Below are 12,531 nucleotides of genomic sequence, written 5' to 3' on the forward strand. Positions count from 1 at the left end.
TATCCGAACATGCCAAAGATGAAAACCAAAAGTGGTGCTGCTAAGCGGTTTCTGAAAACTGCTAACGGTATCAAGCACAAGCACGCTTTCAAGAGCCACATCCTGACCAAAATGTCGACCAAGCGTAAGCGTCAACTGCGCGGTAGCAGCTTGCTGCATCCGTCTGACGTGGCAAAAGTCGAGCGCATGCTGCGCCTTCGTTAATTTTTGGATCAAGAATAGAGGAAGTAACTCATGGCTCGTGTAAAGCGTGGCGTCATTGCCCGTAAACGTCACAAAAAAATTCTGAAACTTGCTAAAGGCTACTACGGCGCTCGCTCGCGCGTATTCCGTGTTGCCAAGCAAGCGGTAATCAAGGCAGGCCAATACGCCTACCGTGACCGTCGTCAGAAAAAACGTCAGTTCCGCGCTCTGTGGATCGCTCGTATCAACGCTGGTGCTCGTACCAACGGTCTGTCTTACAGCCGTTTGATCGCTGGCCTGAAAAAGGCGTCCATCGAGATCGACCGTAAGGTTCTGGCTGATCTGGCAGTGAACGAAAAAGCGGCGTTTGCTGCGATTGTCGAGAAAGCTAAAGCCACCTTGGCTTAAGTACCCCCGACAGTCATCCGGGCTCACCTATCGTGGGCTCTGGTGTTAAACGTCATAAATAGGGGAAGAGCCTTCAAGCTCTTCCCCTATTTTGTATCTGGAGTCTGTACATGGAAAACCTGGATGCGCTGGTTTCTCAAGCACTTGAGGCCGTGCAACACGCTGAAGACATCAATGCCCTGGAGCAGATCCGGGTTCACTTCCTTGGCAAGAAGGGCGAGCTGACTCAGGTGATGAAGACCCTGGGCAATCTCCCTGCCGAAGAGCGCCCGCAAGTCGGTGCGCTGATCAACGTGGCCAAGGAGCGTGTGACAGAGGTTCTCAATGCGCGCAAAGCCGCTTTCGAGGAGGCGGAACTCAGCGCCAAGCTCGCCGCCGAATGCATTGACGTAACCCTGCCGGGCCGTGGCCAGACCTCCGGTGGTCTGCACCCGATTACACGGACCCTGGAACGTATCGAACAGTTCTTCACCCATATCGGCTATGGCATTGCCGAAGGCCCTGAGGTCGAAGACGACTATCACAACTTTGAGGCGCTCAACATCCCAGGCCATCACCCGGCCCGGTCGATGCATGACACCTTCTATTTCAATGCGAACATGTTGTTGCGCACCCACACCTCGCCGGTACAGGTCCGCACCATGGAATCGCAGCAGCCGCCGATTCGCATCGTCTGCCCGGGCCGTGTGTATCGTAGCGACTCCGATATCACCCACTCACCAATGTTCCACCAGGTCGAAGGCCTGCTGGTCGACCGCGATATCAACTTCGCCGACCTGAAAGGCACCATTGAAGAGTTCTTGCGGGTGTTCTTTGAAAAAGAACTGGCCGTACGTTTCCGTCCTTCCTACTTCCCGTTCACCGAGCCTTCCGCTGAAGTTGATATGGAATGCGTGATGTGCAGCGGTAAAGGCTGCCGTGTCTGCAAGCAGACTGGCTGGCTGGAGGTGATGGGTTGCGGCATGGTTCACCCGAACGTGCTGCGTATGTCCGGGATCGACCCGGAAGAGTTCCAGGGCTTTGCCTTCGGCATGGGCGCCGAGCGTCTGGCCATGCTGCGTTACGGTGTCAATGACTTGCGCCTGTTCTTCGACAACGACTTGCGGTTCCTTGCGCAATTTCGCTAGTCGCGCGTCCGTAACGAATCTATTAGGAGAGCAGGATGAAATTCAGTGAACAATGGTTGCGTGGCTGGGTTAGCCCGCAAGTAAGTCGCGACGAGTTGGTTGCTCGTCTGTCGATGGCCGGTCTTGAGGTTGATAGCGTAACGCCAGCCGCCGGAGATTTCAGTGGGGTAGTGGTGGGTGAGGTGTTGAGCACCGAGCAGCACCCGGATGCCGACAAGCTGCGTGTGTGCCAGGTCAGCAATGGCGCGGAAACCTTCCAGGTGGTCTGCGGCGCACCCAACGTGCGTCCAGGGCTGAAGATCCCATTTGCGATGATTGGCGCCGAGCTGCCGGGCGACTTCAAGATCAAGAAAGCCAAGCTGCGTGGCGTTGAGTCCAACGGCATGTTGTGTTCGCAGGCAGAACTGCAGATCGGCGAAGGCAATGACGGTCTGATGGAGTTGCCGGCTGATGCACCGGTGGGGGAAGACATTCGTGCCTACCTGAATCTTGACGATGCCAGTATCGAGGTTGATCTGACGCCAAACCGCGGTGACTGCCTGTCCCTGGCCGGCTTGGCCCGCGAGGTCGGCGCGCTGTACGCGGCGAAAGTCCAGCGCCCTGAAGTGAAAGCAGTTGCTGCCGCCCATGAGGAAGTTCGCCCTGTGGAAGTCCTGGCTCCGGCCGCCTGTCCACGCTACTTGGGCCGGGTCATCCGTAACGTCGATCTTTCCAAGCCGACCCCACTGTGGATGGTTGAGCGCCTGCGTCGCGCCGATGTACGCAGCATCGATGCTGCGGTGGACATCACCAACTATGTGATGCTTGAGCTGGGGCAGCCGTTGCATGCTTTTGATCTCGCTGAGATCAACGGTGGCATTCGCGTGCGCATGGCAGAAGAGGGCGAGAAGCTGGTACTTCTCGATGGCCAGGAAGTGACACTGCGTAGCGATACCCTGGTGATCGCTGACCATACCCGCGCCCTGGCAATCGCCGGTGTGATGGGGGGTGAGCACAGTGGCGTCACCGCCAACACACGTGATGTATTCCTGGAAAGCGCGTTCTTCGACCAGATCGCAGTTGCCGGGAAGGCTCGTTCCTATGGTCTGCACACAGATGCATCCCATCGCTATGAGCGCGGTGTGGATTGGCAGCTGGCTCGCGAAGCTATGGAGCGTGCGACCGGTCTGCTGCTGGAGATCACTGGCGGTGACGCCGGCCCGATCATTGAAACAGTCAGTGAGCAGCACTTGCCGTCTGTAGCGCCTGTGACCTTGCGCGCTGAACGCATTACCCAGATGTTGGGCATGGCGATGGATGGTTCTGAGGTTGAGCGTCTGCTCACCGGGCTTGGCCTGGCAGTGACTGCCGATGGAGCAGGGCAATGGCGTGTTGAAGTGCCGAGCCATCGTTTCGATATCAGTCTTGAAGTCGACTTGATCGAAGAGTTGGCGCGTCTCTATGGTTACAACCGTCTGCCGGTTCGCTATCCGCAGGCTCGCCTGGCTCCTCAGGCCAAGGCGGAAGCGCAAGGTGATCTGCCCGCATTGCGGCGTTTGTTGGTTGCTCGTGGCTACCAGGAAGCGATCACTTACAGCTTCATCGATCCAAAACTCTTTGAACTGTTCAATCCGGGTGTCGAACCGCTACTGCTGGCGAACCCGATTTCGGCCGACATGGCGGCCATGCGTTCTTCCTTGTGGCCTGGGCTCGTCAAGGCACTTCAGCACAACTTGAACCGTCAACAGGATCGTGTCCGCTTGTTTGAAAGCGGCTTGCGTTTCGTTGGCCAGTTGGAGGGGTTGAAGCAGCAGCCAATGCTTGCGGGCGTCGTTTGTGGCAGTCGCTTGCCTGAAGGCTGGGCACAAGGCCGCGATGTCGTGGACTTCTTTGACGTCAAGGCGGACGTTGAGGCCGTGTTGGGGATTGCAGGGGCTCTGGATACATTCACTTTCGTTCCGGGCAAGCATCCAGCGCTGCATCCTGGCCAGACTGCGCGTATCGAGCGCGATGGTCGCGAGATCGGCTATTTGGGGGCGATTCACCCAGAGTTGGCAAAGACCCTCGGCCTTGACCGTCCGGTTTATGTGTTTGAGCTGGTTCTGAGTGAAGTGGCTCAGGGGCGTTTGCCGAAGTTCCACGAGTTGTCCCGCTTCCCAGAAGTGCGTCGAGATCTGGCGTTGCTGGCAGATCGTGATGTTGCGGCGAGCGCCGTTCTGGACGTAATCCGTGAAAATGCAGGTGAATGGCTGACAGACCTCAGGCTATTTGACGTGTACCAGGGTAAAGGCATTGATCCGCATAGAAAAAGCCTTGCCGTCGGCTTGACCTGGCAGCATCCATCGCGCACTCTTAATGACGATGAGGTGAACTCCACGACGCAAAATATCCTCACCTCGCTCGAACAAAGGTTGAACGCCACGTTAAGGAAGTGACGTATGGGGGCTCTGACGAAAGCTGAAATGGCCGAACGTCTCTACGAAGAGCTAGGCCTGAATAAACGCGAGGCCAAGGAATTGGTCGAGCTGTTCTTTGAAGAAATCAGGCATGCTCTCGAAGATAACGAACAGGTCAAATTGTCCGGTTTCGGTAACTTCGACCTTCGGGATAAACGCCAGCGTCCTGGCCGCAACCCGAAAACGGGTGAAGAAATCCCGATCACGGCTCGCCGTGTGGTCACCTTTCGTCCAGGGCAGAAGTTGAAGGCCCGAGTTGAGGCATATGCTGGAACCAAGTCATAACGACGAGCTCCCGGTGATCCCGGGTAAACGCTACTTCACCATCGGTGAAGTCAGCGAGCTCTGTGCGGTCAAACCGCATGTGCTGCGTTATTGGGAGCAGGAGTTTCCTCAACTCAACCCTGTCAAGCGCCGCGGAAATCGCCGGTATTATCAGCGTCAGGATGTGCTGATGATCCGGCAGATCCGCGCGCTGCTCTACGATCAGGGATTCACCATCGGTGGTGCACGCTTGCGCCTTTCCGGTGATGAGGCCAAAGACGACACCACCCAGTACAAGCAACTGATCCGTCAGATGATTTCCGAATTGGAAGATGTGCTTGTGGTGCTTAAGAAGTAATTCTCTGTTTTAAATACTTCCACTTTTCAAAAGCTTGCGGTATATTCCTCAACGTTTCCTGAGAAGTGAAACAGGTTTCACGCCTAGTCGGGGCGTAGCGCAGTCCGGTAGCGCACTAGCATGGGGTGCTAGGGGTCGAGTGTTCGAATCACTCCGTCCCGACCATATTTCAAAGAGAGATCAAGCACCTAGCGGCTTGATCTCTTTTTTCGTTTGGGAATGCGCAAAATCCGCGCAAGGCGATCAGATGATTTCTCTGATGTTCAGGTCTGGAACTGCCTCCGGGCCGAAGATTTCAGGCTGATGACCTCCGGCCGTTTCTCGTTACCTTCTCCATCGCGCATCCGCGCGCTTTTCTGATCATCCTTTCCGGTCTTTGGCTACAGGTGCAACGATTGCGCCCTGGGTCCATGTCATCCCCGCGTCTCTTCATCATTCCATCAGAAGCCTTCCTGGCCCCTTTGAGTGTTCAACCTGGGTCCACGGATCTTGTGGTTGTGCCTGTTTTGGCTTTCGGTGGGCAGATTTGCGCTGCATTGGGATCGTGGGCAACCGCAGCGGTGCGACCGGGCGCGCCGCGTGGTAGACGCCAGGGCAAGCTGCTAAAGGAGTTCTGACGTTGAGTGTCATCTCTGTGCAGCCTTCACGAGCGTCTTGCGCTGCAAGCTGCCCGATGCCTGCTTTGCAGATGCGCTAAGATCCGCGGCCCATTGCAAGGAGATCAAAAGGAATGATCGGTCGTTTATGCACAACGTTCAGAATCCAGTACCTGCCCTTTGAGAGGCGTACTGATGCTTGCTGCTGGGTGCAACAGCCCGCCCGGCAGTCTCTGGATGTCCGTGGTGTTCAGATGATGGAGAGTGATCGGTGTTAATGACGTTGTGGGTCTTGTGCCATTGGGAAATTTGCGAATCCCTGGCCATTCTTCTCGTTCCGTTCCAGCTCTATACCTTGTGTTTCATGTCGATCTCAATGTTGATCCTGCGTTTTCGTGGTCGTATGCCTATGTTCGTCGCCTGCCTCTTGATGCTTGTGATTGCGGGTTGGCCTTCTGCAAACCTTCTACTTGCGACGTTGCCTTACTCGCTTGACTACAAGGACTACCGGGAGAATCTGCGGCAGGTGAGGGCGCAAGAGCGCCAGCAGCAAAAACTGGCGATGAAAGATGTCGACAAGCAACCCGTCCACTTGGCGGGCGGGATGGCTGGGCTTGAGGCCATCAAGGTGATGATGGTGACGCTGCCTTACTGGATTGAAGCCCAGGAGCAGCGCAAGAGCGCCAGGGTCTTGCAGGAGCAAGTGCCTGTGCAGTCTCCAAAAGCGCCGGAGGCAGTTGGCGCAAAACCGCCAAAGGCAGTTGAACAAGCGCCTGAAGCAGTTTCAGGCAATTCCGGGCAGTGATGAAAGGTTTCAAAAAATGCTTTGCACGGCTGCCCGCCGAGGAGAGCGGGCAGATCGGCACCAGGCGCTGGCGACGGGTCGACAACCCAGCGCAATGACCCGCTCCGCACTAGCATCCAGGTGGATATAATCCGTTCCTTTTTCCAGGGAACGGTCGATGAGAAGCTTGGAAGATCTGATAAACAGCGGCGATTCTGCGTTGCCTTTGATCAAGACGATGCTGGAAGAAACCCGTCTGGACCATCAGCTACTGCCCCCATCCAGCGCAAACGCCAGGGTGCTGTCTGCGCTGCAAGTCACGACTCGATCAACCTTGGGAGCGATGGCCTACGAAACCGGCGGGCTGTTGATCGATCACGGCTGGCTGCGGGTGCTGGGTTCGGGGCATGGGCACTTGTCGCGCAATCTTGCCGATTGGAATGAGGGTCGCGTACAGGGGGACTTGCTGGTGGCTGATGACGCCGTAGGAGGGTTCTTTGCCATCAACGGTGGCGGCCTGGGCGCTGATGTGGGGGCGATGTACTACTGGGCGCCCGATACGCTGCAATGGGAGCCGTTGGAGGTGGGCTACAGCGACTTTCTCGCCTGGGCCCTGAGCGACCAGTTGGCCGTTTTCTACCAGGACCTGCGTTGGGATGGCTGGCAGGCTGAGGTGCAGGCATTGAGTGCCGATCAGTGCTTTTCCTTCTACCCGTTTCTCTGGACTCGGGAGGGTTCGGTCCAGCACAGCCACCGCGCGATGATCGATGTCGGCGAATGCTTCGCCACGCACCTGGACCTGGCTCGCACACTCGATGGTGGCGCTTCGCTGCCCGGCTGACGCGCCTCTAGCCGCCACTCGCCGTTGCATCGGGCACCCGGCCGCGGGGCCGGTCCAAGCCGCGCCAAGGCGCTTGTCAAATCAATGGACGGTAATGCCGCAATGAAACGCAACATGATGTTGTTGGCCTGGGCGCTGGCGCTGGCCGCACCGGCCTGGGCCGACGGCAAGCGGCTGATACCGCACAGTGAGCAAGCCACTGGCGGTTACCTCTCCTCGCAGTTGTTGCTCAAGCCTTGTGCGGATATCGACGCGCTGGGGTTCGCGGACGACGAGACCGCGCAGCGCAGCGCCGTGGAAGCGCGCCAGGCCCTGCCGGCGGGCACCTGCGAGGATGGGGCCCTGGTGGAGAAGCTGTTCAAGGCACGGTTTCTTCAGCACGCCACTCTCGCGGTGGTCTACACCCCGTGGCAGCTCGACGAGCAGATCGCCCGGCAGCAGCGGGCCATCGGTCGCTGCCGGGATACGCAGTGCCTGGCGCGGGAGCTGGATCGGGTGATTGCCGTTCTGGCGCCGCTGTACCTCGGTGCCCGGCGGCAATGGCCCAGCGGCAAGGGGCTGTGCAGCGCCGACCCGCGGGAGACGCCCGCCAGCAAGGCACTGGCGCTGCTGGGGGCCGACGCCGCCAGGGCCATCAGCGCGACCTGTGCCGAGAGCGAGGTCAATGCCCAGACCTGCCGCGGCCCCCAGGGCCCGTTGCTGCTGGTCAGCTGTGGTCTGAGCGGCAATCAGGTCAATTCGGATCAATGGCTGTTCCTGGCGCGCAAGACGCCTCCCGAGCCGCTGCTGGCGGTCGAAGACGGCCCGATGGCGGTGCTGACAACCACCTGCAACGGCCTGCCGGACCTGATGACCCAGGCCCGGGTCAGTGCCGGGGAGCAATACCTGAGTTACTACCGTTACGACGGCCAGGCCTATCGGCAGGTGTATGCCCAGAGCAATGAGTTTGTCGGCAACGACGCCAACGGCAACGACCTGATGATTGCCCAGGGGAGGGCAGAGGCCCGGGTGGTCTGCCGCTAGCGGGGGCGGATAGCGGCCCGCTGGCCTGTGGCGCGTTGGCCGGCGCCGAGCGCCAGTCATGCGGCCGATGTGGTTCGGGGCCGCCCGGGGCCCGGCGCGCCCGGACTAGCGCCCGGCCGTCTCCGGCTGCGCCTGCAGCAGTTCGTCGAGCACCCCCATGAAGGCTTCCACCAGTTGGCTGCGCCCCTGCCTGCGGGTCAGTACCAACAGTTGCGCGGTGGCGCCGGGGTCCGTCAGCGGGCGGTAGGTCACGCCCTTTTTGGCCAGGGTCTGGGTGCAGCGCGGCACCAGGGCAATGCCCTGGCCGGCCGCCACCAGGGCGATGATCGAGGTGATCTGCCGACCGCTGGGGCCGGGGCGCAGAGGCAGGCTGTTGCGCCGGTAGAGTTGTTCGATTGCTTCGTTGAGCCCCGAGCCGTAGTCGGCGGGAAACAGAATCAACGGATGCTCGCTGAGCTCGGCCAGGGTCACCTGATCCTGGGCGGCCAGGGGGCTGTCGCTGGAGATGGCCGCCACCAGGGGTTCGTCTCCCAGGGACAGGGCCTGGATTTCGCTCTGTTCGCAGGGCGGCCGCATCCGGCCCATGCCGATATCGATCCGCCCGTCGACAATCTGCGACCACTGGCTGACCGAGGCGCCTTCGACTAGGGTCAGTTGCACGTCGGGAAAACGCTGGGCGAAGGCCTGGATCGCCTGGCTGAACAGGTCCGACAGGGCGATGGAGCTGGCGTAGCCCAGGGCCAGCTGTCCGGCGCAACCCTTGGCCAGCTTGCCGGCCATGACCTGGGTCAGGTCCACCTGCTCCAGCACCGCCCGGGCATAAGGCAGGAAGTGCCGGCCCTGGGCGGTGAGGCTGACGGTGCGGCTGGTGCGATCGAACAGGCGAAACCCGAGCTCGGCTTCCAGCGCCGAAATCTGCCGCGTCAGCGGTGGTTGCGCAAGGTGCAGGCGCAGGGCGGCGCGGCCAAAGTGCAGCTCTTCGGCGACGGTCAAAAAGTAACGCAATCTGCGTAGATCGAGCATCCGGTTCCCTGGGTATTGATCGGTCGTAAATCGGTATTGGTCTTGGATCGGCGGCGTATTTTATAAAGGCCTTTCGTCAGAAAACGAGAGGTTTCATGAACTCGCGCCAGCATTGTGCTCGCATTGCCCTGTTTTTGTGTGGCTGTGCGGCTTTTCTCAACCTGTATGCCACCCAGGGGATTCTCCAGGAGTTCTCCCAGAGCTTTGCGGTGAGCATCAGGGAGGCCGGCTGGAGCATTACCGTGACCACTCTGGCGGTGGCCATCACCGCGCCCTTCGTCAGTCGGTTCACCGGCCGGTTCCAGCAGCGCTCGGTGATTGTCCTGGCGTCCCTGTTGCTGGCGCTGCCGGCGCTGCTCGCGGCCTGTGCCGGCAGCTTTGCCCAGTTGCTGGTCTGGCGCTTCATCGAAGGCATGCTGATCCCGGTGGTGTTCGCCACCAGCGTGGCCTACATCGGTGATCGCTGGAGTGGCGGCACCGTCACCGAAGTCACCAGCCTGTATGTGGCCGGCACCGTGCTGGGCGGGTTCGCCGGACGTTTCGTCACCGGCTTCATGACCGAATACGTCGGCTGGCGCGAGGCCTTCGCCCTGCTGGCGGGTCTGAGCCTGCTGATCGGCGTGGCCATTCACTACCTGCTGCCGGCCAACCCGTCGCCGGTTGCCAGAAGCCGGCCGAGCCGCCTGGGCGCCCTGCGCGAACTGTGCAGCCGGCCGTTGCTGGCGGCTTACGGCGTGGGCTTTTGCGTGCTGTTCTCGCAAGTCGCCACCTTCACCTACGCCGGGCTTTACCTCAGCCTGCCGCCGTTCGACCTGGGGGCCGCCGCCCTGGGGGCGATCTACAGCGTATTCCTCCTGGCGCTGGTGGTGATCCCGATTGCCGGCCGCCTGAGCCGGTCCCGGCCCCAGGCCGAGCTGCTGGTCGCCGCGGCCCTGCTCGGGGTCTGCGGTTCGGCCCTGACCCTGCTGCCGTCGCTATGGCTGATCGTACTGGGCCTGGCCCTGAGCTCCACCGGGGTGTTCCTGGCCCAGGCCGCGGCCAACTCCTTTACCACCGCCACCGCTGGCCACAACAAGGCCGGCGCGGTGGGGCTGTACCTGACGTTCTATTACCTGGGAGGCAGTTTCGGCGCCGTGATCCCGGCCTTGCTCTGGAGTCACTGGGGCTGGCCGGGCTGCGTGGCGTTGATCGTGGTCTTCCAGTTGCTGTCGCTGTTGATCGCCTGGGGCGGCTGGAAGCCCCTCAAACCCGAAACGCCGGCCGCCATGCGGTCGCTCAACCCGCTTGATTCATCATCCAACAAGGAATACGTGAGGTGACCATGAATAACGTACTGACCCGGCAGAGCCAATTGCTGAAGATCGTCGAACCTGTGTTGAACGACATGCCGGCCAGTGTCTTGAAGCATGCCCTGTTCGAAGCCTTCTGGAGCGAGGAAAACGCTCTGGTGGACATCGAGAATGCTTTCGAGAAACTCACCTCGCGCCGCCACCCGCCTGCGGTGTTGCGCAAGTTCTTCGCCAGCTGGTCGAAGACCAACAACTCCGCCACCAGCGTCTCCGGCCTGGCCAACCGCATCACCTTGCTGGCCCGTTCCGAGCAGGGTTCGGAAGCCGCCGAGGGCCTCTACCGGGCCTGCGGCAGCCTGCAGCGGATCACCGACGAGGACCTGGGCGCGCTGGGCAACACCCTGCACTCGGACCTGTTCTACAACATGGCCACGCCCATCTGCGGTGACGATCAGTGGCTGCTCAAGGAAAACTGCCTGCCTTCGGCGCAGGCGTTCAAGGACTGGACCGACTTCCGCCGCCTGCGCGACCGGGACCTGCTGCAAGGCTTGCTGACCACCCTGGTCCACGAGGTCTATACCCACGGCGAAGTGGAGTACATCCACCCGCTGTACAAGCAGTGGTTCGTCCGCGACATGGGCGTGCCGGCGGAGAAGGCCCGGACCACCGTGGCCTGGGTCACCGTGCACACCGGCGGCACCGAGAGCAACCACTTCGCCCATGCCGTGGCGGCGGTCAACGAGTTCGTCGAGGCCATGCAGGTGCAGGTCGACCCGCAGGCCGCGCGGGACATCTTCGCCGAATACCTGCAGCGCAAGGCCCGGGTGATGCGCGACTGCGCCCAGGCGCTGCGCTGAGGGTCGCCGGCCCGGCCCCGCAAGCGGGGCTTGTGGCCGGCTCCGGCTTGCCTATCCTGTGACTGATCCGCTTCCTTTCCCTCCTTGCAACCTGGCCGACGATGAATGATCTGAAACACAGCGCCTCCCTGGAGGCCGCGCCGATGACGGATGCCAGCGTGCGTCGTCGCTCCCTGTTCGCCGGTTGCAGCGCCCATGCGGTGCATGACGGCCTGACTGACGTGATCTACGTGCTGCTGCCGATCTGGCAGGCGCAGTTCGCCATGAGCTATGCCCAGATCGGCCTGCTGCGCGGGGTCTATTCCGGAATGATGGCCGGCTTCCAGCTGCTGGCCAGTCGCGCCGCGCGGCGCTGGGGGCGTGAGCGCCTGCTGGTGGGCGGCACCGCCCTGGCCGGGCTGGCCTACCTGTTGGCGGGGCAGGCCGGAGGCCTGGGCGTGCTGCTCCTGGCCCTGCTGCTCGGTGGCCTGGGGGCCAGTACCCAGCACCCGCTGGCCTCCTCGCTGATCACCGATACCCATGAAGCCGGCGGCGGGGTCAAGGAGGCCCTGTCCCAGTACAACTTCGCCGGGGATATCGGCAAGACCCTGGTCCCGGGCCTGGTGGGCCTGTTGCTGACCCTGATCAGCTGGCGCGCCAGCGTCACCCTGATCGGCCTTCTGGGACTGGCCGCCGCGGTGCTGCTGTGGTGGCTGATTCCCTCCCGGGCCGTGACCAAGGCCATCAGCGAGAAAGCGCCCAAGACGGTCAAGGGCCAGGGCTCGGCCAGCGGGCTGCGCGCGCTGATCCTCACCGGCACCCTGGACAGCGCGGTGCGCATGGGCTTTCTGACCTTCCTGCCGTTCCTGCTCAAGGCCAAGGGCGCCGGCACCGCCGGTATCGGCCTGGCCCTGACCCTGCTGTTCGTCGGCGGCGCCTTCGGCAAGTTGCTGTGCGGTTACCTCGGCGCGCGCATCGGCATGATGAAAACCGTGTGGATCACCGAGTTCACCACCGCCAGCCTGATCGTGCTGGCGGTGTTCCTGCCCTATGCCGGCCTGATGCTGATGTTGCCGCTGCTGGGCCTGGCCCTGAATGGCACGTCCTCGGTGCTGTACGGCGCGGTGCCGGACCTGGCCGGTGCCGGCAAGCGCGAGCAGGCGTTCTCGCTGTTCTACACCGGCACCATCGGCGGCGGGGCCCTGGCTCCGGTGCTGTTCGGCGGCCTGGGTGACGTCACCGGGATTCCCCTGGCGGTGATGGCCCTGTCCGCCACGCTGCTGCTGACCCTGCCCCTGTCCTGGTACGTGCAGCGGGGCATGGACGCCGACGCGAGGTCAGTCTCCGGCGCCGCCTGAAGACTG

13 protein-coding genes and 1 tRNA gene are annotated in these 12,531 nt (G+C 61.5%); 13 read left to right on the forward strand and 1 reads right to left on the reverse strand.

What is annotated here, in order from left to right; genetic code table 11:
- Positions 1-9: 9 nt before the first annotated feature.
- The 10 genes from rpmI (at position 10) to POS17_RS10345 (ending at position 8,019) form a co-directional block, all read left to right on the forward strand.
- Positions 10-204, forward strand: a complete 195-nt coding sequence (gene rpmI, locus POS17_RS30800; protein ID WP_002553160.1) for a 50S ribosomal protein L35 — start codon at positions 10-12, stop codon at positions 202-204.
- A 30-nt stretch (positions 205-234) separates the two neighbouring features.
- Positions 235-591 carry a 50S ribosomal protein L20 gene (gene rplT / locus POS17_RS30805; protein ID WP_016963673.1) on the forward strand — a complete coding sequence of 119 codons (357 nt, stop codon included), beginning with the start codon at positions 235-237 and terminating at the stop codon, positions 589-591.
- A 110-nt stretch (positions 592-701) separates the two neighbouring features.
- Positions 702-1,718 carry a phenylalanine--tRNA ligase subunit alpha gene (gene pheS, locus POS17_RS10310; protein WP_011060419.1) on the forward strand — a complete coding sequence of 339 codons (1,017 nt, stop codon included), beginning with the start codon at positions 702-704 and terminating at the stop codon, positions 1,716-1,718.
- Positions 1,719-1,753: 35 nt separating this feature from the next.
- Entirely contained in the window at positions 1,754-4,132 is a 2,379-nt protein-coding gene (gene pheT, locus POS17_RS10315; protein WP_060838439.1) for a phenylalanine--tRNA ligase subunit beta, read from the forward strand.
- Positions 4,133-4,135: 3 nt separating this feature from the next.
- Positions 4,136-4,438: an integration host factor subunit alpha gene (gene ihfA, locus POS17_RS10320; protein ID WP_002553164.1), complete on the forward strand. Its 303-nt coding sequence runs from the start codon at positions 4,136-4,138 to the stop codon at positions 4,436-4,438.
- Positions 4,419-4,775, forward strand: a complete 357-nt coding sequence (locus POS17_RS10325; RefSeq protein WP_007920509.1) for a MerR family transcriptional regulator — start codon at positions 4,419-4,421, stop codon at positions 4,773-4,775. Before ihfA ends, POS17_RS10325 begins: the two co-directional genes overlap by 20 nt.
- 88 nt (positions 4,776-4,863) lie before the next feature.
- A tRNA-Pro gene (locus tag POS17_RS10330) sits at positions 4,864-4,940 on the forward strand.
- A 702-nt stretch (positions 4,941-5,642) separates the two neighbouring features.
- On the forward strand, positions 5,643-6,176 hold the full coding sequence (locus POS17_RS10335; RefSeq protein WP_129406657.1) for a hypothetical protein: 534 nt from the start codon (positions 5,643-5,645) through the stop codon (positions 6,174-6,176).
- Between the two features lie 157 nt (positions 6,177-6,333).
- Positions 6,334-6,996, forward strand: coding sequence for a DUF2625 domain-containing protein (locus POS17_RS10340; protein WP_060838441.1), 663 nt, complete (start codon positions 6,334-6,336; stop codon positions 6,994-6,996).
- Positions 6,997-7,110: 114 nt separating this feature from the next.
- Positions 7,111-8,019, forward strand: a complete 909-nt coding sequence (locus POS17_RS10345; protein ID WP_231979018.1) for a hypothetical protein — start codon at positions 7,111-7,113, stop codon at positions 8,017-8,019.
- A 105-nt stretch (positions 8,020-8,124) separates the two neighbouring features.
- Here POS17_RS10345 and POS17_RS10350 read toward each other — a convergent pair whose 3' ends face one another.
- Positions 8,125-9,042, reverse strand: a complete 918-nt coding sequence (locus POS17_RS10350; protein ID WP_060838443.1) for a LysR family transcriptional regulator — start codon at positions 9,040-9,042, stop codon at positions 8,125-8,127.
- A 95-nt stretch (positions 9,043-9,137) separates the two neighbouring features.
- Between POS17_RS10350 and POS17_RS10355 the strand changes: the two genes are divergently transcribed.
- The 3 genes from POS17_RS10355 (at position 9,138) to POS17_RS10365 (ending at position 12,525) form a co-directional block, all read left to right on the forward strand.
- On the forward strand, positions 9,138-10,361 hold the full coding sequence (locus POS17_RS10355; protein ID WP_060838444.1) for an MFS transporter: 1,224 nt from the start codon (positions 9,138-9,140) through the stop codon (positions 10,359-10,361).
- A 2-nt stretch (positions 10,362-10,363) separates the two neighbouring features.
- Positions 10,364-11,188, forward strand: a complete 825-nt coding sequence (locus POS17_RS10360; RefSeq protein WP_060838445.1) for a hypothetical protein — start codon at positions 10,364-10,366, stop codon at positions 11,186-11,188.
- Between the two features lie 101 nt (positions 11,189-11,289).
- Positions 11,290-12,525 carry an MFS transporter gene (locus POS17_RS10365; protein WP_060838446.1) on the forward strand — a complete coding sequence of 412 codons (1,236 nt, stop codon included), beginning with the start codon at positions 11,290-11,292 and terminating at the stop codon, positions 12,523-12,525.
- The last annotated feature ends 6 nt before the right edge of the window (positions 12,526-12,531 follow it).

It is taken from the genome of Pseudomonas sp. Os17 (assembly GCF_001547895.1).
GTDB lineage: Bacteria > Pseudomonadota > Gammaproteobacteria > Pseudomonadales > Pseudomonadaceae > Aquipseudomonas.